The 24,357-nt window shown below is 46.6% G+C and carries 24 protein-coding genes; 12 read left to right on the top strand and 12 right to left on the bottom strand.

Annotated elements, in window-relative coordinates; genetic code table 11:
* Nucleotides 1-2: 2 nt before the first annotated feature.
* From tatB to rraA, 7 genes are all read right to left on the bottom strand, one after another.
* Nucleotides 3-491 carry a Sec-independent protein translocase protein TatB gene (tatB, locus tag L5M38_RS07740; protein WP_168825776.1) on the bottom strand — a complete coding sequence of 163 codons (489 nt, stop codon included), beginning with the start codon at nt 489-491 and terminating at the stop codon, nt 3-5.
* A 6-nt stretch (nt 492-497) separates the two neighbouring features.
* A complete protein-coding gene (gene tatA / locus L5M38_RS07735; RefSeq protein ID WP_006083329.1) occupies nt 498-737 on the bottom strand; it encodes a Sec-independent protein translocase subunit TatA in 240 nt (79 codons plus the stop codon).
* A 59-nt stretch (nt 738-796) separates the two neighbouring features.
* Entirely contained in the window at nt 797-2,446 is a 1,650-nt protein-coding gene (gene ubiB / locus L5M38_RS07730; RefSeq protein ID WP_105251211.1) for a ubiquinone biosynthesis regulatory protein kinase UbiB, read from the bottom strand.
* The gene (locus tag L5M38_RS07725) at nt 2,443-3,063 is read right to left on the bottom strand and encodes an SCP2 domain-containing protein (protein ID WP_263178715.1); all 621 of its coding nucleotides are present in this window, start codon (nt 3,061-3,063) and stop codon (nt 2,443-2,445) included. The genes ubiB and L5M38_RS07725 overlap by 4 nt, the downstream gene beginning before the upstream one ends.
* Nucleotides 3,063-3,818, bottom strand: a complete 756-nt coding sequence (gene ubiE / locus L5M38_RS07720) for a bifunctional demethylmenaquinone methyltransferase/2-methoxy-6-polyprenyl-1,4-benzoquinol methylase UbiE (RefSeq protein WP_006083326.1) — start codon at nt 3,816-3,818, stop codon at nt 3,063-3,065. Before ubiE ends, L5M38_RS07725 begins: the two co-directional genes overlap by 1 nt.
* 245 nt (nt 3,819-4,063) lie before the next feature.
* Nucleotides 4,064-5,128, bottom strand: a complete 1,065-nt coding sequence (locus tag L5M38_RS07715; protein ID WP_263178714.1) for a formimidoylglutamase — start codon at nt 5,126-5,128, stop codon at nt 4,064-4,066.
* Between the two features lie 129 nt (nt 5,129-5,257).
* Complete coding sequence (gene rraA, locus L5M38_RS07710; RefSeq protein WP_105251214.1) at nt 5,258-5,743, bottom strand: ribonuclease E activity regulator RraA; 486 nt, start codon at nt 5,741-5,743, stop codon at nt 5,258-5,260.
* 324 nt (nt 5,744-6,067) lie between these two features.
* Between rraA and L5M38_RS07705 the strand changes: the two genes are divergently transcribed.
* The 5 genes from L5M38_RS07705 to L5M38_RS07685 all read left to right on the top strand — a co-directional run bounded on the left by L5M38_RS07705 (nt 6,068) and on the right by L5M38_RS07685 (nt 10,767).
* On the top strand, nt 6,068-6,316 hold the full coding sequence (locus tag L5M38_RS07705; protein WP_006083323.1) for a YgjV family protein: 249 nt from the start codon (nt 6,068-6,070) through the stop codon (nt 6,314-6,316).
* A 413-nt stretch (nt 6,317-6,729) separates the two neighbouring features.
* Complete coding sequence (locus tag L5M38_RS07700; RefSeq protein ID WP_263178713.1) at nt 6,730-7,242, top strand: phosphatase PAP2 family protein; 513 nt, start codon at nt 6,730-6,732, stop codon at nt 7,240-7,242.
* A 75-nt stretch (nt 7,243-7,317) separates the two neighbouring features.
* On the top strand, nt 7,318-8,358 hold the full coding sequence (locus tag L5M38_RS07695) for an MJ1255/VC2487 family glycosyltransferase (RefSeq protein WP_105251217.1): 1,041 nt from the start codon (nt 7,318-7,320) through the stop codon (nt 8,356-8,358).
* 141 nt (nt 8,359-8,499) lie between these two features.
* Nucleotides 8,500-9,960 carry a thioesterase gene (locus L5M38_RS07690; protein WP_263178712.1) on the top strand — a complete coding sequence of 487 codons (1,461 nt, stop codon included), beginning with the start codon at nt 8,500-8,502 and terminating at the stop codon, nt 9,958-9,960.
* Nucleotides 9,961-10,323: 363 nt separating this feature from the next.
* The gene (locus L5M38_RS07685) at nt 10,324-10,767 is read left to right on the top strand and encodes an energy transducer TonB (protein ID WP_113940127.1); all 444 of its coding nucleotides are present in this window, start codon (nt 10,324-10,326) and stop codon (nt 10,765-10,767) included.
* Between the two features lie 42 nt (nt 10,768-10,809).
* Here L5M38_RS07685 and L5M38_RS07680 read toward each other — a convergent pair whose 3' ends face one another.
* From L5M38_RS07680 to L5M38_RS07665, 4 genes are all read right to left on the bottom strand, one after another.
* Entirely contained in the window at nt 10,810-11,424 is a 615-nt protein-coding gene (locus L5M38_RS07680) for a DedA family protein (protein WP_263170141.1), read from the bottom strand.
* Between the two features lie 220 nt (nt 11,425-11,644).
* Complete coding sequence (locus L5M38_RS07675; RefSeq protein ID WP_173496421.1) at nt 11,645-12,565, bottom strand: manganese-dependent inorganic pyrophosphatase; 921 nt, start codon at nt 12,563-12,565, stop codon at nt 11,645-11,647.
* 143 nt (nt 12,566-12,708) lie between these two features.
* Nucleotides 12,709-13,170: a YhcH/YjgK/YiaL family protein gene (locus tag L5M38_RS07670; protein WP_105251222.1), complete on the bottom strand. Its 462-nt coding sequence runs from the start codon at nt 13,168-13,170 to the stop codon at nt 12,709-12,711.
* Between the two features lie 177 nt (nt 13,171-13,347).
* The gene (locus L5M38_RS07665) at nt 13,348-15,741 is read right to left on the bottom strand and encodes a TonB-dependent receptor plug domain-containing protein (protein WP_263178711.1); all 2,394 of its coding nucleotides are present in this window, start codon (nt 15,739-15,741) and stop codon (nt 13,348-13,350) included.
* 347 nt (nt 15,742-16,088) lie between these two features.
* On the opposite strand from L5M38_RS07665, the gene L5M38_RS07660 reads away from it, so the two are divergent.
* The 4 genes from L5M38_RS07660 (at nt 16,089) to L5M38_RS07645 (ending at nt 19,428) form a co-directional block, all read left to right on the top strand.
* Nucleotides 16,089-17,144, top strand: coding sequence for an alpha/beta hydrolase (locus tag L5M38_RS07660; protein WP_263178709.1), 1,056 nt, complete (start codon nt 16,089-16,091; stop codon nt 17,142-17,144).
* Nucleotides 17,145-17,341: 197 nt separating this feature from the next.
* Complete coding sequence (locus L5M38_RS07655; RefSeq protein ID WP_105251225.1) at nt 17,342-17,917, top strand: LON peptidase substrate-binding domain-containing protein; 576 nt, start codon at nt 17,342-17,344, stop codon at nt 17,915-17,917.
* A gap of 53 nt (nt 17,918-17,970) precedes the next feature.
* Nucleotides 17,971-18,888, top strand: a complete 918-nt coding sequence (locus tag L5M38_RS07650; protein ID WP_263178708.1) for a pseudouridine synthase — start codon at nt 17,971-17,973, stop codon at nt 18,886-18,888.
* 147 nt (nt 18,889-19,035) lie between these two features.
* Nucleotides 19,036-19,428, top strand: coding sequence for a hypothetical protein (locus L5M38_RS07645; RefSeq protein ID WP_263178707.1), 393 nt, complete (start codon nt 19,036-19,038; stop codon nt 19,426-19,428).
* A gap of 4 nt (nt 19,429-19,432) precedes the next feature.
* Here L5M38_RS07645 and L5M38_RS07640 read toward each other — a convergent pair whose 3' ends face one another.
* Nucleotides 19,433-21,283: an alkaline phosphatase D family protein gene (locus L5M38_RS07640; protein ID WP_263178721.1), complete on the bottom strand. Its 1,851-nt coding sequence runs from the start codon at nt 21,281-21,283 to the stop codon at nt 19,433-19,435.
* Nucleotides 21,284-21,461: 178 nt separating this feature from the next.
* On the opposite strand from L5M38_RS07640, the gene L5M38_RS07635 reads away from it, so the two are divergent.
* Genes L5M38_RS07635 through L5M38_RS07625 form a run of 3 tightly spaced genes read left to right on the top strand, consistent with a single transcriptional unit; the run spans nt 21,462 to nt 24,243 of the window.
* Nucleotides 21,462-22,376: a dTDP-4-dehydrorhamnose reductase family protein gene (locus L5M38_RS07635; RefSeq protein WP_263178706.1), complete on the top strand. Its 915-nt coding sequence runs from the start codon at nt 21,462-21,464 to the stop codon at nt 22,374-22,376.
* 8 nt (nt 22,377-22,384) lie between these two features.
* Entirely contained in the window at nt 22,385-23,695 is a 1,311-nt protein-coding gene (locus tag L5M38_RS07630; RefSeq protein WP_263178705.1) for a sensor histidine kinase, read from the top strand.
* A complete protein-coding gene (locus L5M38_RS07625) occupies nt 23,692-24,243 on the top strand; it encodes a response regulator transcription factor (protein ID WP_105251231.1) in 552 nt (183 codons plus the stop codon). Before L5M38_RS07630 ends, L5M38_RS07625 begins: the two co-directional genes overlap by 4 nt.
* Nucleotides 24,244-24,357 lie beyond the last annotated feature (114 nt).

Genomic DNA, 24,357 nt, shown 5'->3' with positions numbered 1-24,357 from the left:
AATTATCCGTTGGCTTTCGGGTTAGAACTGGTATCCACGCCCTGAGATGGCTCACTTGAAGTAGCGGGAGAAGCCGATGTTTGACTCGCCTCTACAGTGGCTGTTGGATTAGTTTGGCTAGCTTGAACTGGATTCACTTGAGCAGGAGTGTGAATTTGATTCTCAGGCTCAGGGGTGTCTTTTGACGGATCCTGAACTTGATAAGGGCGGTTCACTGACTGTGCCGCTTGCTTTAGTTGCTCAATAGACTCTTTGAGTTCAGGTGAGAGGTTAGATAAACCTTTGCTCTCGGCTTTTTTAAGATCGGCATGCAACTGCTCGATCTTCAGCTCCTGCTCAAGTTCTTCTTTTACCGAGTTCGCCATGCGTTTCATCGCACGGATCCAACTCGTTACCGAACGCACCGCAACCGGTAGACGTTCGGGGCCAAGAACCACTAGCCCCAAAACACCGATCAGCAGCAGCTCCATAAAGCCGATACCGTCAAACATAAAGAGTTACGCCTGTTCTTTGTTAGACTCAGGTTTCTTTTCAGTCGCCTGTTGAGTTGTTTGCGCTGTTTTAGCCGCTTCGGTGTCTTCTAATGCCTTCTTGTCTTCTTCTGAAGACATGGCGTTTTTGAAGCCTTTAACCGCACCACCTAAATCACCACCCAAAGAGCGTAATTTCTTAGTTCCAAACAACAAGACAACGATTAACGCAACGATAAGCAGTTGCCAAATACTAATACCACCCATGAAGGTATCCTCTTAATTGATATCGGTTCTATTATGAACCTCTGATTAATTAGTGCTAGCTAAAATTTGCGATTCTTTGGCCTAGATCGCCATCCTACAAACCACAATATCATGCCTGAAATTAGACAAACATAAGGGGTCCATAGTGTAGCGTCTCTATTAATCAATAACGTGCCACAGATCAATAAAACGGCAGAAGTGATAAGCAAGTAGTTACTCTTGTGTGCCTGCTGCTGATATTTCAAATACTTATCTAGCATTTGTTGCTGAGAACTCAGCAATTTCCTGCCTAACTTAAGATTATCGTAAATTAGTTCAGGGAATTCAGGTAGTTTATCAGCCCAATATGGCAGTTTTGTGGATACCTTTTTAAACATAGCTTTAGGACCGACTTGGTCGGCCATCCACTGCTCTAAAAAGGGTTTGGCGGTTTGCCATAAATCCAACTGCGGATACAGCTGACGGCCTAAACCTTCGATGTAGAGTAAGGTTTTTTCCAACAATACCAATTGCGGTTGCACCACGATATCAAAGTGGCGCGCAGTGCGGAATAATTCCAGCAACACATGACCAAAGGAGATCTCGTCGAGCGGCTTGTTGAACATAGGTTCACACACCACTTTGATGGCCTGTTCGAAAGCTTGTAGATCGGTTTTTTCCGATACCCAGCCAGACTCAATATAGAGCTGGGCGATTCTATGATAATCGCGATTAAAGAAGGCGAGGAAATTCTCGGCGAGATAGCGCTTATCGACTTCGCTGAGTGTGCCCATGATGCCGCAGTCGAGCCCAATGTAGTATGGGTTCTCAGGATGATCGCGGGAAATAAAGATATTGCCCGGATGCATGTCGGCGTGGAAAAAGTTATCGCGGAATACTTGGGTAAAAAATAGTTCAACACCGCGCTCGGCCAATAACTTAAAGTTGGTACCTTGCGCTTTAAGGGCGGCAATATCCGAGACAGAAATACCGTAAATACGTTCCATCACCATCAGGCGTGGATAGCAAAACTCTTCATAAACATAAGGCACATAGAGCGCATCTGAGTTGAGGAAGTTATTGCGTAGCTTGACTGCGTTTAAGGCTTCGAGCTTAAGGTTTAACTCACCTAAAATGGTCACGCGGTAATCTTCAATTACTTCGGCAGGGCGCAGGCGGTTGCCTTCACCGAGGAGGTATTCAATCAACTTGGCCGTTTGCGACATCAACTGCAGATCGGCCTGAATCTTGGCTTCTACATTCGGGCGTAGCACCTTAAGTACGACGTCTTTGCCGTTAGATTTTAAGGTCGCGGTATGCACCTGAGAAATAGAGGCTGAGGCCAGTGGTATTTCATTAAAGTCGTCGAATAGGGATTCAATTGGCGCTTTTAGCTCAGCTTCAATCGCTTGGCGGGCAAGTGCACCATCAAAGGGCGGCACTTTGTCCTGTAGCATGGCCAATTCGCTGGCCCATTCATCGCTGAGTAAATCGCGGCGGGTTGAGAGCATTTGCCCAAGCTTGATATAAACGGGGCCGAGTTCCTGCATCGCCAGTTTTAAGCGTTCGCCACCGGGCTTATTTTTATGCTTATTGCGGATCCAGAATAGGCTGTTACGGGCGAGTTTAAAGTACCAAGGTGTCATCTTTGGCGGCAATACGTCATCTAACCCGTACTGAAGTAAGGTCTTGATGACGTGGTAACCGCGGCGGATACTGGCAAAGGTCATGGCTTAATTTGGTCTCTTAATTGGGCAATCCGTTGTTCAATCGCGCGAGTATCGGCAACTAAATCATCCATTTGATCGCGAAAGTGCAATAACTCAATTGGGTGTGGTGCGAGGCGATACTCTTCAACTGCGAGTTGCCCTAAGTGGGAGCGGGTTTTACGCAACACTTCGAGTGCAAAGTCTTTTGCCAGATGGCTAGAACAGATGAGTTTGTGAGTGGGACCATCACCTAAATAACGGGAAACTGGCTCGGCAAAGTCAAACTCTATACCGCGTAGATATTGGCTAAAGCTTTGTAATAAATTGAGATCGCCCTCAAGCTTGAGTTTATCTTGCTTGATTAGTTCAGTCAGGTTTGCGCCTTCGGACACGCGATAAAGCGTCGTCGCATCGGCATGTAGACTGACATCGACATCGCCTTCATAGCGGCTCAGTACTTGGATCTCTTTGGCAAACACTAAATAGAATGGCCAGCTGAGCTGCGATAATTGGATACGAAACACTTTGCCATGCAACTGGCGCTGGCGCGAATAATCGTCGCCCGCTTGGGCCTGAAGTTTTTTCAGACCCGTTTCAATTGCGGCGCAGGCAAGCAGCACAACTTCTTGCGGCATCATTAGAATTTATAACCACGGTGCAATGCGACAATGCCGTCGGTCATGTTGGTGTAGTCGACTTGTTCAAAGCCTGCATCAACCATCATTTGTTTTAATGTGTCTTGATCTGGGTGCATGCGGATCGATTCAGCCAGATACTCGTAGCTGTCGGCATCTTTAGTGATGAGCTCGCCCATCTTAGGTAAGACTTTGAAGCTATATAAATCATACACTTTACGCATAATTTCATGCTGAGGCTTAGAGAACTCTAGCACTAATAACTTGCCACCAGGCTTAAGCACGCGGTTCATTGAACGCAGCGCCGCATCTTTATCGGTCACGTTACGCAGACCAAAGGCGATGGTAATGATGTCGAAGTGGTTATCGGGAAACGGCAATGCTTCGGCGTTGGCTTGCACATAACTGACATTGTTGACTATGCCCTTGTCGCGCAACTTAGTGCGCCCGACTTTTAACATGGAATCGTTAATGTCAGCTAAAACCACTTCACCTTTATCGCCCACTAAGTGAGAGAATTTTGCGGTTAAGTCACCTGTACCGCCGGCCAAATCGAGCACTTTCATGCCAGGGCGGGCGCCAGAGACTTCAATGGTGTAACGTTTCCAAAAACGGTGAATGCCGAAGGACATCACATCGTTCATTATGTCGTACTTAGCGGCAACAGAATGAAACACGCCGGCAACGAGTTCAGCCTTTTTATCGGCCTCTACGGTTTTGTAACCAAAGTGGGTACTTTTAGATTCGCCCTCAGACATCAATGTGTTCCTATTGTTTTGCAATGTATTAGTTGCGAGTGTAAGCCATCGCCTGCATTTGCTGAATCTTTGATCTATCACTCTGTGATCGAGCTAGTAAACTAACTGCAATGCCTTAGCTTGAGGCACTCCTGAACAGTCGTAGGATTAAGTGCTTAGCGACCACGTAAAATGGACAGGCATTAGACCACAATATCAGGATTTGGTGAATAGCTTAGCGCCCAGTTGGGTGCAACTGGTTATATTCATTGTGCCAAAAATTGCATGCGAGCCTGCACATAAGCGTAGATAAGCTCGCTTAGGCTTTGGCCTACATCCCTGAATCCGGCTTCAATTCCCGCTTCGTGGCAACTTGGTGCAGCCTCGGCTAAATGCAAATAAGCGCATGGGCAGTGGCGGGCGATATAGCTGACATAATGCGCCGCATCGAGCAATGGCACACCTGCAGCGGTTGAAGCGCTACTGGGCATTTTAGCGATAGCATCGACGTCAAGTTCTAATCCTACGGGTAAACCTGTGTCATTTAGTTTGGCGGCGATTTCAAGTAAAGCTTGGCTAAGGCTGATTTCGCGGCGCACCCAAATTTGTTGCAAGCTATGCCAAGTGCCACCAAATTCGCTGAGTTGGCTTAGGTTTGCTTCGCTGTTTTTTAACTCGTGTAAACCCAGAACATGGTAGCAACCTAAGGCGCCGCGATCGGCTGCATAACTAAAACCATTGCCGCTGTGACGGCCTTCGAGCAGGCGAAAATCCGAATGAGGATCGAGATTCACCGCGGCGACTTGGCGTTGGTAGTGGCCGTAGGTTGCCATCAACAAACCATAGGCATTGTTGTGGCCGCCGCCGATGAGTATGGGTTCTAAACCCGCTTTTAAAATCGCACTGACGATACGGATAACGCGCTCATCGAGTTGCTCCACTGCATCGCGTAATTCATCTAAGGTGACGTCACTGTTAGCTGTTGTATTACTCGCGGTTTGTTGCTGCAGATCGGCGGTGTTCACTTGGCCTAACACTAGGCATTCGGCGCCAGAAAGAAAACGATTCGATTGTAAATTGAGCCATTGGCGCATACTGGTTGTGAACGCATCGGTTGCACCGCCGCGGCCTAAATTGGCACGTGGGCCTATATCTTCGCCAACGCCGATAATGGCAAAGCTTGCCCCGTGGGCTTTTGCAGTCGCGAGTATGGTCTCTAACGTGTGTTCGTGATTGGCCAGATGGACGCATTGGCCTAGCTTAGTTTCGCCAGTTCTTGGGCTGACGAGTGAGGCGATATCGGTATGAGTAAAGGGGATAAATTCAGGCATAGATTGATATTCTTATTCGGCCAGAGTCGAGCTATTGTGGCCAGAGTAGGGCAAGGATTCAATGGGGAAACGCTGAAAATAGTGAATAAAAAAGCCAGCTTAGCTGGCTTTCTTGACTGAACAGTGAGGTTACTCAATGTCGAGTGGTTCAGGTGATAAAATTACACCTGTGTTATCAGCATAAATGTGATCACCGGGTAAGAAAGTCACACCGCCAAAATTGACGGGAATTTCCACTTCGCCCACTGAATTGCCATCAGCACCCACTGGAATAGAGGCAAGGGCTTGAATACCAATGTCTAATTCTTCCAATGCATCCACATCGCGTACAGAACCGTAAACGATAATGCCTTCCCAGTTGTTGCTAACCGCAAGTTCAGCGATAGCACCATCGATCAGCGCACGGCGTAATGAGCCACCGCCATCAATGAGTAAGACTTTACCTTGGCCATCCTCTTGTAGGACTTCGGTAATTAGGCCGTTGTCTTCAAAGCACTTGATGGTGCTAATAGAACCGCCAAAAGAGCTACAACCACCGTAGTTACTGAACATGGGCTCGACTACATCTACGACATCTAAGTACATGTCACATAGTTCTGAGGTGTTGTATTCCATATTTACACTCCTATTGATCCGCGTTGCGTACAGTTTAGCGAGTTTACGCCAGTATAAAAGGGATTATTGAAAAGAAAAGTGTTATCAATCACGGTATTGTTGCCACTTGGCTGTTAACACATCTGTAGTAAATTTTCGTCGCACTTTAGAAGTTATGCGGTAAAACTTGATATTAGTCATTAAATAACGGTTTTTTATTACAACTCTGTTGCGTGCTTTGGTATTATATCCCAAGTTTAAATTAACTTACTTAACTTAATTTGCTTTAGGGGCATGGACCCCCCGTTACGCTTATGGACGGTAGAGGGCCTTCGAGAGGTGCCTATGGAAGCTGTAAATACGATTGAAATTATTGGTTATTTTGCCTCTGTAATGGTGGCGATCTCTCTAATGATGAAGAATATCATTTGGTTGCGATGGTTGAATTTTGTGGGATGTACCCTGTTTGTTGTTTATGGGGTGTTTATTTCTGCTTGGCCTGTGGCCGGTATGAATGCGTTTGTTGCTTGTATTAATATTTACCATTTGACGAAAATTTACCGTGCTAAGGCAAATACTCCCGCCGCAGCCTAAGTTTATTTGATTGTGTTGCTCTTGGAATTCACGTTTAGAGCAACACAATATCCTGTCTCAGTCCTATCACTATTCCTAAATAAATCCCTTAGCTCCAGCATAACCTCCCTAGAATCCTTCTAGATCAAAGCCCAAGCCATGCTTCTTGTCATAAAACCTTCGAGCAGATGTCACTTAGCCGTCACAGGTCTTTCTTAGTCTCAAGTTATCTAATAGTGCTTTAGCTAATTCGATTCGGGTTTGACCATTAGCAAACTTTAAATTAGCCAGCAAACGGTAAATAACGAATTCAATCGTGAGTAGGGCCTTGGTGAGTCGGTTGTGTGATACCAAGCACTCTAAGCGTCGTCGAGAGAATGCACAGATTAACATCGCAGTAAAACTCGCTGGCATGCCAGCAAGGAGCCTGTTTTATGTTGAGTTACGTTGCAGACTTAGATAAGCGAATGTTTTGTCATATCGTGAGTTTCACCCAACGCCATGGTTTATATGCCCATGCAAAGCGGGTATCGGCGAGTGGCGATGGGCATGTGTATTTATATTTGTCAGTGGGCTTGATGCTGACTCACGCTCAAGGGCAAGTTTTATTCAACTTGATGTTAGCGAGTTTTTTGGTGGAGTTGCCGCTGTATTTACTGTTGAAAAATAGCATTCGCCGTACACGACCCTGCCATGCGCTTGTGGGATTTGAGAGTGGCTTTGAGCCATCTGATCGCTTCAGTTTACCGTCGGGTCATACGGCCGCCGCCTTTGTGATGGCAATGAGTGTGGCGCAAGTTTATCCCGCAGCGGCTCCTATCGTGTTTTTATGGGCTTTTAGCATAGGGGGCTCACGTATCGCACTCGGCGTGCATTATCCCTTAGATATTTTGGCGGGAGCCTCATTGGGGAGCGGAGCGGTATTACTGGTTCATCCGGTGATTTAATTCAAGCAAGCGCACGTTAATCATTTCATCTCATTAGTTGGAATTCTCCTTCACTCATCAGTTTAAGGATACGTAATGCGAATACTCTACGGAGTTCAAGGCACAGGGAATGGCCACTTAAGTCGTGCACGCGTCATGGCTAAAGCACTGATGAAACAAGATATTGAAGTGGACTTTTTATTTTCGGGGCGTAAGCCTGATCAGTTTTTCGATATGGAATGCTTTGGCGATTATCGCGTACAAGCGGGAATGACGTTTGCGACGCACTCCGGGCGCGTGAATGTGCCACAAACTGTCCGACAAAATTTGTCCTTGTCGTTATTTAAAGATATTAAAGCCTTAGATCTCAGTTGCTATGATTTAGTACTCAACGACTTTGAACCTGTGTCGGCTTGGGCTGCGCGGCGCCAAGGCGTGCCATCCATTGGTATTAGCCATCAGGCGGCGTTAACTCATCCGGTGCCAAAACTCGGTAGCACTTGGTTTAATGAGATGCTGCTCAATTATTTTGCACCAGTGGATGTGGCGCTGGGGTGTCATTGGCATCATTTTGGCTTCCCTATTTTGCCGCCATTTGTCGAAGTGGATGCCAGCCCATTCGAACACACGCATCAGATTTTAGTTTATTTGCCTTTTGAAGATGCGGATATGATTGCTCATTTTCTGTCTCATTTTAGTGATTATCAGTTTTTGGTATATCACAGCCAACAACCTAAAGGCCAAGTTGCTGAGCACATTAAATGGCACGGTTTTAATCGTGAGGGGTTTAAGCAACATCTTGCCAGCTGCGGTGGTGTGATAGGCAATGCGGGCTTTGAGCTTGCCAGCGAGGCATTAACCTTAGGTAAAAAACTCTTAGTCAAACCACTGATTGGCCAGTTTGAGCAGTTATCGAATGTGGCGGCGTTACAACTTTTAGCGGCTGCAGATAGCATGATGAGTCTCGATGTGAACATAGTTAAGCGCTGGCTTAAAACGGCATCACCTAATCCAATTGCATATCCAAAGGTGGGGGATACGCTGGTTAAATGGATTAACGGCGGCGACTGGCACAATAGTCAGCCGTTGTGCCAAGAGTTATGGAGCCAAGTCACGCTTCCCGATACTTGGCGTTAAACAGCATTGCTGTTCAGATGAAAAGCAACTTAGGCACTAGCTGGGTTAATGGCGTTAGCGTATAATTTCGTCAATTTTGCTGTTAGTCCCTTTCAGCACGTCTATTTTGGCCTAGCCTGGCCGTTAATTATGTTGTTATAAATGAGCCTGAAAAAGTTTACTCAGTACAAGTTACTGTTTTTAATGTTGTTATTACTTTGTATCCTACTTCCTTTTATTCCAGATCAGGCTTACCACATCCCCGGCCCTGATATCGCTAAGCAAAATTTTCATGTGATTGAGTTTAATGATAAAGGTCAGCCCCACGACGAAAGGCAATGGCAAGGTTTAGAGACGCGAATTTTACATCCAGAGCCTGCACAGATCCCTGAATTATTGATTTTTGTCCATGGCTGGCATCATAGCGCTGAGCCTAAGGATGAAAACTTTATTGCCTTTGAGCAGTTTTATCAGCAAATGGCCGCGTCCGATACCCAGCGCAACTTGTTGGGTTTGTATATTGGCTGGCGGGGCGATAAATACGATCCTTTTTGGATCGATGGCTCAGATGATGCAAAAAGTTGGATTGAACCCTTAGATTTTCCCACTATTTTACAGCGTAAACGGGTTGCTAAACGTATCGGGCAGTTAGGTCTATCACAGCTGCTGGATAAGCTTGATAGCTTAGTAACACAGCATAAACTGCTGCGGTACACTGTGATTGGCCATAGTCTTGGCGGTGCTGTTGTTTTGCATGCGAGTAAAGATCGCATCAAAGCCGCCATTGATAATCAGCAGGATAATCCTAATTTATTCTTACTGTTAAATCCCGCCGTACCTGCTAAAGAGTATCAGCCATTAGATACGTTGGTGAGCTTAGATAGACAAAAACCGAGTATGGTGGTGTTGCAATCGAAGGGGGATTTTGCAGTGAAAGAAGCCTTCAATTACATCAAGGACGGCGAGCGCGCTGTCGGGAACTCTTGGGCGATTACCCACGATATTGACAAATGCTCTGGTGGCAATTGCACTACGCCAATGAAGATGCCTTCGGCCTTGATGGCGCACGATCAAATCCCTGGCTGTATGATGACGCTGCCTCAATCGGGCTGGAAAATTCGTGCTCGCCTGCAGGCTCGTCGTACCGTGCAAACCTGCCCCGATGCCAATATGCAAGCCGTATGGGTACTGGCCGTGTCTGACGAAATCGTCTCTGGGCACAATGGCATTCTCACTCCAGAGCATGGTAAAGCCTTGTCTGAGGTGATGCGTATGATTGATTTATATCGAAATCAATTACCTAAACATGCGGTGGAAAGCCCTGCAAACCAAGATCTCGGCACCTTAGCACCAGAGTCAGAAGCTGCAACATCTACCGAAGGTGAAACGCCTGTGCCACAAGAGCCAGTGATTATTGTCGAGCCTTTACCTGAAGAGCAGAGTTCACCGACACCTAAGGTTAATGCACCATTGCAGGAGCCAAACGTATCACAGGAACAAGATAAGCCTGCTGCGACAGAAGCGCCACCCGCGCCAATTAAAGCGCCGGAATCAAAGCCTGATGCTAAGCCAAACGACGGCGCAGAACCTCAGCCTAAGATTGAAACTGAAGGCATAAAGTGATTGAGTTTTAAAGAGCTTAACCTTGTTTTGAAAGTGCTTTCAATGTGTGTTCCAAACAACGTGAAAGCGCTTTTTATTTTTAATAAATGGTTCATAAGTAAATTTATTTTACTCATTAAAATTAAAAAAATATTTCGACATTCATCGTCAAGTCTTGCGATGGAGTGCTAAGTTCGGTAGGTTAACTTGTAAACTGAAATAAACTTTGACTTACTATTTATTTAGAGTCATTGGTTATTGGTGAATAAGTATTAGCTATATTAACGTTATTTACCACTTAAGTACTGTCAGGGGTAGTGGTTATTAATCAAAAAATAATTAGTGATAAGACATTATTTTAATTCATTAAACAATGGAGTGTATATGAAGTGTTCAATTTTATCCGCCTTGGTTATTTTTGCGGTATCAAACTATTGTTTTGCAAAAAGTCATAATGTGTATGGGGATGTGCAAGTTACAGATATAAAACCAACGAGTGGTTTTATTTGGGAACGTGAAAATAAAAGTGCCCCGCAATATCCAATGGAACTCGCTCGTTCGGGCATTGCTGGTTGTGCTGTCATGTCTTTTGATATTTCAGAGTCGGGTAAGGCCGAAAATATCGAAGTCGTTAAATCTGTTCCTCAAAAATCGCTGGGTAAATACTCAAGTCAGATATTAAAAAAATGGAACTGGGTCCCCACTGCCGCTACGAACGTAATGACTTCTGAAAGAAGAACCATAAGGTTAGATTTTTGTATAGGCAATGAGTCGACGGAACAATCTCAAAATGCCTGTAAGCAACAAACGCAATTAGTATGTGGCTAACGGTAACTTAACTATTTTAAGTAGTAAGCAAGGCTTAATCGCTTACTGCGGATTTTTGGTTTGCCACCTGCGCCAAGTAAAAGTGATTAGCACGGCGAGTATCAGACTGACCATGGCCCATGTGGGGTACTTATGCTGGTGGTAAAACGCCAGCATGGGAGCGATTTCATCGCGGATTAACACTGGGCCTAATCCAAAGAGCGTCACCCAAATGCTGGTGGCGAGAGCATTGCCAATCACAAATTGTTTTAATGGCATTTTAGCGAGACCGCAGCCGATAAACATAAATTGTTTTAATCCCTCAACAAAACGACTCAACACTAAAGCGGCAATGCCATATTGACCAATAACGCCATGGATTTTGTCTTCCAATTGCGGTTTTATCCAGCCCTTCTTAAGCAACACATCACCAAAGCGCCAGCCGATAAAATATCCTAAACTGTTACCGCAGAGTGCAGCGCAAGCAGCGACGATTAATACCAATGGCAGTGACATTTGCCCTGTAGCGGCTAATAAACTGGCGACAATTAATAAGGATTGTCCTGGCGCCGGAATGCCAAAACCCTCGACAGCAATCGCGACAAATAGCAGCACATACCCATATTGCTGCAGCCAAGGCGTGAGTTCTGTGATGATATGTTGTAGCGCTTCTGGCATGGATGAAAGTGATCAAATCAATGGGATGATTGGGCCATCATACTCGCCAACTTCTCTGGTTGGATAGATTTATGAGCAAAGTTTCATGCCCGTTTTCGTTTGCAGTGATTAGCAAGGCTAAGGCACAGGTGATATCAATTTTGCCTTAAAAATATAAAAGGCCGAACTGAGTCCGGCCTTAATACGCTATTACTGTTGCGATTCGGCGACGATATAATGTCTATGCGAATGCAGCTTGTAGCTGTGGTACTACTTGTTTCTTACGGCTTAATACGCCGTCTAACCACACTTTGCCATCGACGGTATCTTTACCGTAGGCACGTTGGGTCAGCTGCGCATCGTCAGACACAATCAACAACTCTGAACCTTCTTTCATGATGTCAGTCAGCAGCAATAAAACGCTGTGGCGGTTACCTTCCACTTTGAGCGCTTTGATATCGGCTTCTAGCTCGGCCTTGATATCGTCAAATACTGACAGGTCGATCACTTCTAACTGGCCGATACCGACCAAGTTACCGTTCATGTTGAAGTCTTTAAAGTCGCGCATTACTAAGTCACGTGCAGGTGTGCCTTGCACGGCTGATTTCACTTTGAACATTTCCATGCCCAGTTCTTTGAAATCTTCAACGCCGGCGATTTCTGCTAAGGCTTCAACGCAGCGAATGTCGGCAGTGGTGCAAGTGGGTGATTTGAAAATCACGGTATCGCTCAAAATGGCGCACATCATGATGCCAGCGATATTTTTAGGGATAGCGACTTGGTAAAAGTCGAACATCATCTTGATCACTGTGTTGCTGCAACCTACTGGGCGGATCCAGCATTCTAACGGGGTATCTGTGGTCAGATCGCCTAGCTTGTGGTGATCGACAATCCCGACGATAGTCGCTTGGGCGATATCATCCGGTGCTTGAGTCAGTTCTGAATGGTCAACGATATACACTTGCTCGCCAGCGTAGCTGGTTTTGTATTCCGGTGCTTCGAAGCCGAAACGTTCCAAAATAAAAGCAGTTTCGGGTGACAATTCACCTAAACGTGCGGCAATGGCTTCTTCACCGATTTGGTTTTTTAAATAGGCTAACGCGATAGCACCGCAGATTGAATCTGAATCGGGGATCTTGTGACCGACAACGTAAATGGGCATTTCAGGGACTCTCCTATAAATTTGTGACAATTTTAGCAATATTTGGCTTTAATCGGAAATAGCCAAAGCGCATATCACTGCGCTCTTCAGTTGCTATTTCTCTAAAAATCGAACGCTCAGGTTCGACAAAGATGGCTTAAGGTTTAGATCTTCACTTTTATCACGACTTTACGCACCGCCGTGGCTATATCGCCTGTGCCGGGCATATGCATGTCACCGGGGAAAAATAACGCAAACATGCCTGCTTTGAGTTTGATATAAGAGGCATTGGCTTGGTTTGCCTCGTAATCAAACTCGGCGTAATCGTGTTTTTCAAAATAGGGTTTCGAGGGTGTTTGCTCCGCTAGTGGCAAGTAACCAAACTCTTCTTCACCGCTGAAAACATATTGCACATCGATATATTTTTGATGAACTTCAAAGGGTTCTGTTGACTTATGCTTGGTTTGATAGTCATTCACTATCACAAAAATATTGTCGCCATCGAGGGGATAATTGCCTACTGGTAGCTGACTAAAGTCGGTCGTCGCTAGATGTTCTAATGCAGTCGCAAGCCGAGGGCTTAAGGATTGATAAATATGGCGGTTTTTTAAGGTATCGACGATCATCGGCTACTCGACATGGTGGAAGTGAAATGGGCGAATGGTAAAGATTATAATCCGATCACCACAGTTAGGACATAAGCTTTGTCGATTGGAAGCAGGTCTAAACATGTCGGCATAAAAAACAGGCCATTGAATGACCTGTTTCTACATCAAGTATTATTAAACTTAGCTAAAACGAGTTTAGTAAGTGTATTTGGCTTCTAAGAAGTAGTAGCCACCATTAAAGCCAAAGGGGGTATTGGTTAATGGGTATACGAAGATACCATTGAAGTTATTGTTATCTGGTCGTTTTTCTGGATACACATCAAACAAGTTTTGCACCCCAGCGGTAAAGCTTAGCGCATCAGTGGCGGCGTATCTTACCGACAGATCCATCACCCACTGATCGCTATAGTTCACATCACCCGTTGAATAACCTTCACTGTAGTCACCAAAGTAGTTTAAGCGGATATTGGTTTTAAAATCCCCGAGTTCATGGGTCAGCCCAATGCTACCCGTGTTATGCGGCGTAGCAGACGTCATGCGGGTTCTTTCTATACCATCAAAGAGTTTCTTTTCTAATCCGCCTAAAATAGACGGCAGATTGATGTCTTGGATCTCGGTTTTATTATAGGCATAGGCTAAGTTCGCCCGTAAATCGCCCCAAGTGCCAATATCAAAGTCTTGGCTAACAACAAGATCGACTCCGCGAGTTCGGCTATCGACGGCATTGACGAAGAAGCGTGCTGAATCAGCATTGGTACCTGCTAGTGCGGTCGCAACCGCGGGGCTATCAGCGGGTCTTAGAGCGCCAGATAAAATGATGCGGTCATCAATCTCTATTTGGTAAGTGTCGAGCGTTACCGCTAGACCAGCGTTATTGGTATAAACAAGACCGAGACTAAATGATTGAGATATTTCAGGTTCTAGCTCGTTAATCCCAAGTGCCTTTGTTACTGGTGATAAGGTGTTGAAAGTACCTGATTCAATAGGAACCAGTTGCCCCGTCACTGGATCGGGATTAAATAACGTCGAGATATTGCTGAAGTACAGCTGTTGTACGCTCGGCGCTCTAAAGCCTGTATTGATAGTGCCACGCAGGGCTAAGTTGTCGGTAAAATCGTAACGACCCGCGAGTTTCCAGCTCGTGTTGCCGCCAAAGTCAGAGTAGTTTTCGTAGCGTAGCGCTGCCGCCCAGTAAAACTCGTTGGTTAATTGGTTTTCAAGTTCGGCATAAATGCCTGTGTTATCGCGCGTTTCATCAACCTCAGACTCAGGGGTAAAACCGGTGAAGCCTTGGCTACCCGCCGCTTTGCCATTATAGCCACCATTGATATACGAATCTTCTTCTCCGGCTTCAATTTCATAGCCGTTTTGGCGCCATGAAACACCGGTCGCAAACAGAATTTCAGAATCGTTTATAAAGGCAAAATAACGGGAAATATCTAAATTGATATTGGCTTCACGGGTCGATAACGTTCCTGCGTCGAACTCGGTAGGAGTTTCAGGGCCTAAGGAAGCATTTAAGGTATTGACGATATTATAGTTAAATGAATTCTTGCCATATCCCACTGAGGCATCAATATCCCAGTCACTCAGGTTGAATTCATAGCCTAGGGTAAGAGATGAATCGATAATTTGGGGGTTAATTTGCGGTAAAAAACCGTCAGGATACACTTCGGGTAAGTTACGGGCATCGAGAGCTAAACGGTAAAAAGCACCCGATTTAGTTTCACGTTGGCTAATACCACCAAAGGCATACAGTTTTCCGTCGGTAGATATTGGCTGAGCCGCATTGATAAATAAACCGACATTATCATATTCGGCATCACCAACGTGGTGGCTCTTACGGTTAAATGTCGCTTCGCGCGGATCTGCTGGGCCATCTGCTAACTTAGGGTATTGCTGTCGTGGATCTAACCCTGCGCGGTTTGTGCTGTCTTTGTGATGCGCTTCGAGGGCGACATTGACAAAGCCATCATTGCTTAAACTGATCCCATGGTTAACGCCTACACGCCATTGCTCACCGTCACCTTGGTAGGTTTGTCCGGCTTGCGCCGAGACGCTTCCCCCTTGATCGCTGTCCTTGAGTACCACGTTAATCACGCCAGCAATCGCATCTGAACCGTATTGTGCCGAGGCTCCATCTCGGAGAATTTCAATGCGTTTTATCGCTGTCATTGGAATCGCATTTAAATCGACGTTAGAGGAGCCTTTTCCCATAGTGCCGCTTAAATGTACTAGGGCAGAACCATGGCGACGCTTGCCATTTACGAGTACTAAGGTGTGATCTGGCGAAAGGCCGCGCAAGCTCGCGGGGCGTACCGCATCTGAACCGTCAGTCACCGAGGAGAATGGGAAGCTATAGCTTGGCGCAGCAAATTGCAGCGCTTTAGCGGTTTCCGTCATACCTGTTGATTCGAGTTGTTCGGCAGTAATGATATCGACCGGCGCAACACTGTCAGTTGCCGTGCGTAGTGCTATGCGTGAGCCTATGATCTCGATTTTTTCGAAGCCTGTTTGTTGCTCTTCGGCTTGGACTGCTGGAATAACCAGTGTGGATGACACTGCCAATGCGATAACGGCTAGACGCATAAAAACCTCTCAATGATGTTTGTGACCCAATACTCGAACTTAGGTGTGCAGATAAAATAACAATCTGATGCCGAGAAGGTTATCATTGTAACAATTGTTACATTTAGACGTAAATGTGCTAACTCAGAGCCTAGTGTTCTAAATAATATTCAAAATGCAGTTGAATATATTGATGAAAACCTCCCTATCGACCTGCGTGCTTTTGAGGCATCGTACGGCACAATACACGTTGTCGCATGCACATTGCGACTGAGTTAAGTTGATGATATGAATTGTTTATTGACGTATACCTTCGTGGTTTACTATTTTATTTTGCTCTAATGGCATTGGTTTTAAGGTACATAGAATTGTCAGCGTTACGATTTCTTGCAGGACCAACTGCATTTAACACCTTGGTAGAACAAGGCCTTAAAGCTGAGCATTTTACCCAGTTGCTTGCCGCCTCTGGTGGACCTAAGTGGCTTGGTATCGCAGGGCTAGATAAGTATTTGTTTGCTGAATTTTTCAAAGACAGGCAAACGCCTTTATATACATTAGGCGCTTCCTCTGGGGCTTGGCGTTTAGCGTGTTTGGCGCAGCAAGATCCCCTCATAGCCTATGGCCGCTTAGAGGATTTTTATATTGGTCAGCGTTACGACAGTATGCCAACACCGCAGGAAGTCAGTGCGCAAGTTAAAGGCGTAGTGCAGGGCATTTTAGGGGCAAACGGTGGCAGGGAAATCGTTAATAACGTTCATATTCACAGTCATTTCGTCGTGTGCCGAGCTAAACATTTAAATCGTTTAACGGCAAAGCTTCCGCTTGCGGCGGGGCTGGCGATGACGGCGGCGACCAACTTAGTGAGCCGCCGGAGTTTAGGTTGGCATTTTGAGCGTGTGGTCTTTAGCCAACAAGCTGCAGCATCTCCCTTTTTGCAACTCAACGATTTACCCAGTCAGCAGGTCGAATTAACCGAGGCTAATGTCGATGCTGTGATGTTAGCAACGGGGTCGATTCCTTTGTTGCTGGCCCCAGTGTCCCAAATTGAAGGCGTTGCCGATGGGCAGTATTACGATGGCGGCATTACCGACTATCATTTTGATTTGCCTTTATCCCGTGCTAAGGGGCTGACGCTGTATCCGCATTTTTATCCGACTATCAGCCCAGGATGGTTCGATAAATCCTTGAAGTGGCGCCAAGGTCGCGCTAATTATCACAATGCGCTAGTGTTGGCGCCATCGGCCGAATTTGTTGCTTCATTGCCCTTTGGCAAAATCCCTGACCGTGAAGATTTTAAGCAACTGGACACGGCGCAGCGGATGCAATATTGGCGCACGTCTGTGGCTTTGAGTGAACGTCTGGCCGAGGAGTTTGCTGAGGTTGTCGTAAGGGGAAATGTGCTGGATCGGCTAGAACACTTTTAGGTTGAATTGATTTTGTCTCGAAAACTGGGTTTGGCATGACGTGGTTGAAATGCCCTGATTCAAAATAGCGGGGTCGCAAATTTCTTTGTGCGCTCAGCGGCTTCAGGAAGGAAATTCTTTCACCTGCTACACTCTACAATAATAGGAAATACGAATGCATTGAGTTCGTTTCCTTCTATTTGGGGCAGGAGGTTGCTATGCAAACACGAGAAATGGCGTTACTCATGCGCGATGCCTTGTTACTGCCACAGGGACGGGTGGAGGTTCGTGTGGTTGACCCCGGTCATCTGCGCATGGTGGCCGATGTATTCAAGGGCAAGTATGTGCTCGCCTTTGCCACCATTAGACCCAGTGGTAGTCCGCCCTGTTATCCCACAGCCACCCAATGTGACATTATCGATTTTAATCAGCTAGAAGATGATTCACTCAGCATAGTGCTCGAAGGGCGTCAACGCGTCAGCATCCTCTCGGCGGCGCAGGCCAAAGATAAGCTGTGGATGGCGCGTACTTTACCTTGCCGTAACTGGCAAGAAGAGCCGATTAAAGGTGAATTTGAGTTGATAAGCGCCGCATTAGAGCAATTTTATGAAGTGAATCCCGATCTGTTTGAGCTCTATTCTCAAGTGCATTTGGAAGACGCCGCTTGGGTGAGCCAACGCTGGCTCGAGGTTTTGCCTATGTATAACAAAGATAAATTAGTATTAGTGAATCAGCCAGATTGCCACAAAACCTTGGACTTCGTGCTGCAACTCATCAAGTCCCATGTGGACTGAAAAACCACAAAAAGGCTAGAATAGCGGCTTTCTATAGCCGCTTTTTTTGTGATATGACTGCATCTGCCCGCGCCGCCCAACCTTCTTACATAGTGCTTCCTGTGAATGTCACAGATAAACCCACAGTGTTTGCCTTTCTTGCACAACATTTTGCCCGTATAGGTGAAGATGTATGGCGTCAGCGGATCCTCGATGGAAAAGTGCATTGGCGGGATGGCAGTTTGATCGACTTGGACACTGAATATCGTCCAGCGGCGCGGGTGTATTACTACCGTGAAGTGCCGGTTGAAGCGAAAATTCCCTTCGAAGAACAGATCCTATTCCAAGATGACAATGTCATTTTGGCCTACAAGCCGCACTTTTTGCCTGTGACGCCAAGTGGCAACTATGTGAACGAATGTTTGGTGCATAGACTAAGATTGCGTACTGGCATTGATACTATCGCGCCCGCTCATAGGCTTGATCGTGAAACCGCTGGAGTGATCCTAATGACGGTCGCGCCTGAAACCCGCGCGCTCTATCATCAACTCTTTATCGACGATGCGATTCGTAAAGACTATCAAGCGATTGCCAAGTTGACTCCTGAGATTATTGAACAATATCAACAGGGCTGCTTAACTTTGCCATTGCACTGGACGGTAACAAACCGTATGCAACCGAGCGACCCGAGTTTTACCATGAAAATCGTGGAAGGTGAGTTGAATACCCATTCCGAAATCAGTTTAGTGGCGGTAAAAGGCGATGTCGGTTTATTTCATTTGAGCCCGATTACCGGTAAAACTCACCAACTTCGTGTGCATATGCAAAGCTTAGGTATGCCATTGTTAAACGACAGATTTTATCCAAGCTTATTACCCAAAGGACCGGATAACTTTGCGACGCCTCTTAAGTTGATGGCACAGCGTTTACGTTTTATTGACCCAGTGAGCGGGATGCACCACGACATGCAATGTCAAGGTTTTGAGTTTTAGTCAGCGGAAAGCATTATTTCCAGTCTGTTTAAAGGAAATAATCGGGTGCAATTGTGTGCTTGGCCCTGTGATGGTATGAATACAATCTGCAGTATCTGAGTCTCTGCCATAGGGAGCCATATTACGATTGTTTAAAGGAAGTCCATTATGACCAAATCTGCGATCTTCTCTATCTTGCTTTGCGCTGCAGTATTAGCGGGGGCCATGTATTTTGGTGACTGGACTAAGCAGCCTTATCTGAATGACATTGCCGCCGAGATCCGTAAGGCGAGTTCGGTGATTGAACCGAAGAAACCGAGTTCGTCTGGCACATCGACAGCAGAAGTCGATGCCGAGCGGGATCAAAGCCCTAAGAGCATTTGGGATCAAATGGCGCATGAAAAACCGTCGAATAAGTCGCAGCCAGAAGCACTGATTTTCAATCAGGCTCAGCCAAAACCTGCCAAAACCGATGAGGCGTTATCCAAAAATACGCCCTTGATGGATTCAGGCTCTGGTGCCACTCAACCTGAAACGGTTAAACATCATAAACCTGTTTAAGCTGTTATTCCTGTTTGGGCGGTTCGAACAAGGTTTCGCTCATATCACCATGTAAAACCGCAATTTTTGTTGGTGCACCATCATCTGCTAATTCCAACATACCTATTCCGCTTTTATTCACTAGACGTTTACTCGGCTCACCATTTGGTCGCCTGCCACGCAGCAACATACGTTTACGTTTTGTCAGTAAGTTAAGTGGTGAAAAGTGGCCATAAAACCAGCCATTGAGTTTATCGAAAATCGGTAACAGCTTCTCGGGGAAGTGATTTTTAATACCGCTGCAGGTGATTTGGTAGATGTTAGGACTACTGCGTCTAAAACGAATACTGATGTCGTAACTAAAGGAGTAATGCACATCGCCGGAGAGGATCACAAACTCCTCAGGGGTTTTTCGGTGCATAAAAATACTCAGCAGTGCATTGGCGGCGCCCGGGTGGGCCATCCAGTTTTCGGCGTCTACTAACAGGGAACCGCCGATCAGAGTGGCTGTACGCTGCACAGCTTCAATCAACTTGACCCCAAACATGGGCGCAGGTGAGACGATAATGACCTTCGACTGGCCGAGTAACTCTTGCTGCAAATCCATTAACGCCTCCCAATCCATCAAGCCGGAAGGTTTTGCAAGATTAGATTCACTGCGCCAGCGGCGGGTACGGGTATCGAGCACGACCAGTTTGGGCGAGGACTCTAAGGTGTAATGCCACTGCTCAAATTTAAGTAATTCATCGATGAGCAGATCCTGACTTTCGCTTTCTTGTCGCGTAAAAAACGCATCGAGCAGCGGGCGGATATCGGCGGCAAATTTATCAGGCGCGTTGCCAAGTCCTTGGAATAAGGTGTAGCCGATTAAGGCATTACCAATAATGCGTTTCGAAAATGCGTGTTCGTAGGCCGCTTGTTCCCATTTAGCAGTCAGGTTCCAATCATCGGTGACGTCGTGGTCGTCAAACATCATGTAAACGGGAATGTGCGCCATAAAGCGCCTCACCTGCGTCAGCCCAGCTTTAAAGCCGAGCAAATGTTGCCATTCATTCTGCCAGCGGGCGTTATTTGCGGGCGTTAAGCCGTCGACATCCTTCGAGATATTCACTAATTCCCACAGTTCAGGTGACCAAGTGAGTAAATACAGGGCGATGATTTCATTTAGGCTCACCAAATGATTTACGGCGATGGAGGAGGTAAAAATGGGGTGATTGCGATACCAACGCCAAAGCGCAGTTTTGGCCGGATATTGGGTATGAGGCAACAGGTTTTTATGCCGTTGATACAAATATGCGGGCTGATAATGAATGTCTTCACTAGTGGTGATGCTCGCGCCTTCAAATTGCTCATGTTTAAGACCAAGCAAATTGATGACTTGCCCTATGGCGCTTAACATAGGTCCCGCAACATCATCAATATAGACCTGATCACCACTCATTATGATAAGTGCAGGGCGATCATCCTCCGCACCCCTGTTGATTATCTTGGCTAAATGGGTATCGGCGGCTACCAGTGCATCGTCACTGTGGTGATGCGGATTGCGGCAGGAACCGTGGAATACTTGGGTTAATTCAGGGGTAAAACGTACACTTGGCGTCGACGCATCGCCGTAGTTTAGCTGGCTTATCGTGGCAAAAATATCACCATGCTGAGCGGCAGACACTTGGTAAGGTGTGACGATATTGGGCGCGAGCAACTCTGGGCGCGACAGTATTATTAGATATTGATGGGCATGTTGCCCAAGTGGCACATAGTGTAAATCGGCATCCTGCAATAGGTTCTCTTGCTCACCAAGACGCAGCTTAAGTTCAGTTAATGGCTCACGACTTACAAACCACAGGGTAAAGTGTGAGGCATCGCAGTGGCGCAGCATGGGGCCAGCTAATATCAGAGGAAGTGTCGTACTCAAATTCTGCCTATGGGTATTTGGGTTAATCTTGCATGAGTTAACCCTAAGTAAGTTTGGTTTAGAAGAGTAAACAAGTGCGTTGAATATGAAAAGCTTTTAGAATTGTTAGCCATAAATATGCGTTGAAACTGAATGGGGCGATATGGCTAAGATTATGGTCACGGGGGCGACTGGGCTACTCGGTAGAGCTGTCGTAAAACAGCTTGAATTAACAGGACATGAGGTTATCGCCACGGGTTTTAGCCGCGCAAGTGAACGAGTGCATAAACTCGATCTTACCGCCCCTTCGGATGTCGAGGCATTTATCGCCCGCGAGCAACCGCAAGTGATAGTGCACTGCGCCGCCGAGCGTCGCCCCGATGTTTCCGAGCAAAATCCGCAGGCGGCATTGGCGCTTAACTTAACCGCGAGCCAAGCCTTAGCTATGGCAGCTAAGGCCAATAACGCTTGGCTTATCTATATTTCCACTGACTATGTGTTCGATGGCACTCAACCTAAATACGCTGAAGATGCAGTCACTCATCCGGTTAATTTTTATGGTGAATCTAAGCTAAAGGGCGAAGAAATCGTGCTAGACACTAGCGCTGATTTTGCCGTGCTACGCTTGCCAATCCTTTACGGCCAAGTAGAAAAGCTGAGTGAATCTGCTGTGCTAGTGCTGGTTAACCAATTGATTGAGCGTCGCGCTCAGGGTGTTGATCATTGGGCGATACGCAGTCCAACCTCGACCGCCGATATTGCCCAAGCCATAGACAAGATGATTGCACAGCATATTGAACATTCTACCGTGCAGGGGATTTATCATTTTAGCGCCGCAGAGACTATGACTAAGTATCAGATGTTGTTGACCTTAGGGGATATTCTCCAACTCAGTACCGCGCACTTAACGCCTGAGTCTACGCCGACAGATAACGCCAAGCGGCCAAGGGATTGCACCTTAAGCTGTGCGCGTTTAGCTGCGCTGGGGATTAGTTCTGAAATCAATTTTGCCACAGGCGTGTGCCAAGCATTAACACTATCGAGTGGTGCACTTGCCACGCTCGGACTCACTCTGTAGGAATCGCCATGGCTAAGATCTTAGGGACCAGTCTACAGGCTGCCGACCAAGTCGCATTACTGCGAACCTTAGGTTTGCTGCTGCAAATAGGCTTAACCACGTTTGCCGCCGATACTTTTGGTCTTAGCCTGCAAATGGAGCCGTTAGTGCATGTGTTAGTGCTAGAGGTGTTATACCTTTCGCTCACATTGGCGCTACGTAAACCCTTATTTGCTAAGGAGCGCGGCCTCTTTATTGCGCTCAGCTTAGACACGCTATTTTGGATATCTTGGTTGCACTTTTCCGGCGGCGCGACCAATGCGTTTATCTCGTTATTACTGTTGCCGATTGCACTTGCTGCTGTGACTTTGCCGATCTGGGCGCCTTGGGCACTGACGGCTATTTCAACCTTTGCCTACAGCCTGATGATCTTTACTGTGCCCGAATCCCCCATGCAGCACCACGGTATGGACATGAGTTCCCACTATTTAGGCATGTGGTTCAACTTTGTGATTTCAGCTTTGGTGATGACAACCAGCGTAGCGTTAATCACTAAGCGTATGCGCCGCCAAGATGCGCAGTTAGCTTATATGCGCGAAGGGCAATTGCGTCAGGAGCAACTCTTAGCCCTAGGTACAGTATCGGCGCAGATGGCGCATCAATTGGCCACGCCGCTCTCGAGTCTGAGGTTATTACTCGATGAAGTAAAAGAAGACATGAGCGATACCTCGATAACGATTGTCGAGATGGAAACTGCGTTAGGTCGCTGTGAACATACCCTTGCCGAGCTGAGATTAGCGACGGAGTCGATCCGCGATCGCCGCCAGCGCCCACTAAAGATCATTGAGCTGGTGGACAGTTTAAAGCAAAAAACCTTGTTGTTAATGCCGCAAACTGAACTGAATTGGTTGATCACTTGTATGCCTGAACAACTGGCAGAGCAAAGTATTCTGACTGATATGAGTTTAACGCCAGCCATCATGGCCTTGATTGAAAATGCTGCCCGCGCTAGCGCCGAAACCATAGGTGCGCCGCAGGTGGATATCAGTTTAGATATAGCGCCAAACGAAGAGCAGATCTACTTGCAGATCCGCGATTATGGCACTGGTATCGCGCCCGATTTATTGCCACAGTTGGGCACCTTACTCATAGAAAGTCCCAAGGGTTTAGGTGTCGCTTTGCTACTCAGTCATGCCAGTTTAGAGCGTTTGGGTGCAGAGTTGATTTTGGCTAATCATCCCCAAGGTGGCACTGTGGCACAAATTCGTTTCACTATATTAAGGGGGCTGGCGTCGTCTGTATCGCACAAGACTAAGGTTAGTGACGAGGTAAGTTCATGAAACGTTTGTTGATTGTTGAGGATGACCTTTCCCTTGCGAGTATTTTAGGCCGCCGATTAACACGCCATGGCTTTGAATGCCGATTAACACATGATGCCAGTGATGCTCTGCTGGTGGCGCGGGAATTTCGTCCTAGCCATATTCTTTTAGATATGAAGCTTGCCGAAGCCAATGGCCTAGGATTAATTGTGCCGCTGCGTCATCTGCTGCCCAAGGTGACTATGGTGTTACTCACCGGCTACGCCAGTATCGCCACTGCGGTGGAAGCGATTCGTCTCGGCGCCGATAATTATTTAGCTAAACCTGTGGATACCCAAACCTTGCTCGCCGCACTGGAAATGGATGGGCATTCCCATACTCTTCAAGAAGATGAAGTCGACGATTCGCCACTTAATCCTAAGCGTTTGGAGTGGGAGCATATTCAGCAAGTGCTCAATGCTAACCAAGGCAATGTGTCCGCCACGGCTCGCCAATTGGGAATGCATCGTCGGACGTTACAACGTAAATTGCTGAAGAAACCAGTGGGTGAAAGTGGACATTTGAAGTAACGATTCATCCACGTGTGGGCAAGGGGCAAGGGGCAAGGGGCAAGGAGCAACAGGCAACAGCTTAAGGCAAACCTTATGAGGTACTGAGGCTGAGCCGTTTGACCATAAAAAATG

Source organism: Shewanella sp. SM101, from assembly GCF_025654465.1.
In the GTDB taxonomy this organism is placed as follows: domain Bacteria; phylum Pseudomonadota; class Gammaproteobacteria; order Enterobacterales; family Shewanellaceae; genus Shewanella; species Shewanella oncorhynchi.
This window is presented reverse-complemented; position numbering and strand designations above follow the sequence as displayed.

Bases quoted from the DNA above. Each gene is read 5' to 3' on its own strand.
- tatB (WP_168825776.1), bottom strand. From the start codon at position 491: ATGTTTGACGGTATCGGCTTTATGGAGCTGCTGCTGATCGGTGTTTTG.
- tatA (WP_006083329.1), bottom strand. From the start codon at position 737: ATGGGTGGTATTAGTATTTGGCAACTGCTTATCGTTGCGTTAATCGTT.
- ubiB (WP_105251211.1), bottom strand. From the start codon at position 2,446: ATGACCTTTGCCAGTATCCGCCGCGGTTACCACGTCATCAAGACCTTA.
- L5M38_RS07725 (WP_263178715.1), bottom strand. From the start codon at position 3,063: ATGATGCCGCAAGAAGTTGTGCTGCTTGCCTGCGCCGCAATTGAAACG.
- ubiE (WP_006083326.1), bottom strand. From the start codon at position 3,818: ATGTCTGAGGGCGAATCTAAAAGTACCCACTTTGGTTACAAAACCGTA.
- L5M38_RS07715 (WP_263178714.1), bottom strand. From the start codon at position 5,128: ATGCCTGAATTTATCCCCTTTACTCATACCGATATCGCCTCACTCGTC.
- rraA (WP_105251214.1), bottom strand. From the start codon at position 5,743: ATGGAATACAACACCTCAGAACTATGTGACATGTACTTAGATGTCGTA.
- L5M38_RS07705 (WP_006083323.1), top strand. From the start codon at position 6,068: ATGGAAGCTGTAAATACGATTGAAATTATTGGTTATTTTGCCTCTGTA.
- L5M38_RS07700 (WP_263178713.1), top strand. From the start codon at position 6,730: ATGTTGAGTTACGTTGCAGACTTAGATAAGCGAATGTTTTGTCATATC.
- L5M38_RS07695 (WP_105251217.1), top strand. From the start codon at position 7,318: ATGCGAATACTCTACGGAGTTCAAGGCACAGGGAATGGCCACTTAAGT.
- L5M38_RS07690 (WP_263178712.1), top strand. From the start codon at position 8,500: ATGAGCCTGAAAAAGTTTACTCAGTACAAGTTACTGTTTTTAATGTTG.
- L5M38_RS07685 (WP_113940127.1), top strand. From the start codon at position 10,324: ATGAAGTGTTCAATTTTATCCGCCTTGGTTATTTTTGCGGTATCAAAC.
- L5M38_RS07680 (WP_263170141.1), bottom strand. From the start codon at position 11,424: ATGCCAGAAGCGCTACAACATATCATCACAGAACTCACGCCTTGGCTG.
- L5M38_RS07675 (WP_173496421.1), bottom strand. From the start codon at position 12,565: ATGCCCATTTACGTTGTCGGTCACAAGATCCCCGATTCAGATTCAATC.
- L5M38_RS07670 (WP_105251222.1), bottom strand. From the start codon at position 13,170: ATGATCGTCGATACCTTAAAAAACCGCCATATTTATCAATCCTTAAGC.
- L5M38_RS07665 (WP_263178711.1), bottom strand. From the start codon at position 15,741: ATGCGTCTAGCCGTTATCGCATTGGCAGTGTCATCCACACTGGTTATT.
- L5M38_RS07655 (WP_105251225.1), top strand. From the start codon at position 17,342: ATGCAAACACGAGAAATGGCGTTACTCATGCGCGATGCCTTGTTACTG.
- L5M38_RS07650 (WP_263178708.1), top strand. From the start codon at position 17,971: ATGACTGCATCTGCCCGCGCCGCCCAACCTTCTTACATAGTGCTTCCT.
- L5M38_RS07645 (WP_263178707.1), top strand. From the start codon at position 19,036: ATGACCAAATCTGCGATCTTCTCTATCTTGCTTTGCGCTGCAGTATTA.
- L5M38_RS07640 (WP_263178721.1), bottom strand. From the start codon at position 21,283: ATGCTGCGCCACTGCGATGCCTCACACTTTACCCTGTGGTTTGTAAGT.
- L5M38_RS07635 (WP_263178706.1), top strand. From the start codon at position 21,462: ATGGCTAAGATTATGGTCACGGGGGCGACTGGGCTACTCGGTAGAGCT.
- L5M38_RS07630 (WP_263178705.1), top strand. From the start codon at position 22,385: ATGGCTAAGATCTTAGGGACCAGTCTACAGGCTGCCGACCAAGTCGCA.
- L5M38_RS07625 (WP_105251231.1), top strand. From the start codon at position 23,692: ATGAAACGTTTGTTGATTGTTGAGGATGACCTTTCCCTTGCGAGTATT.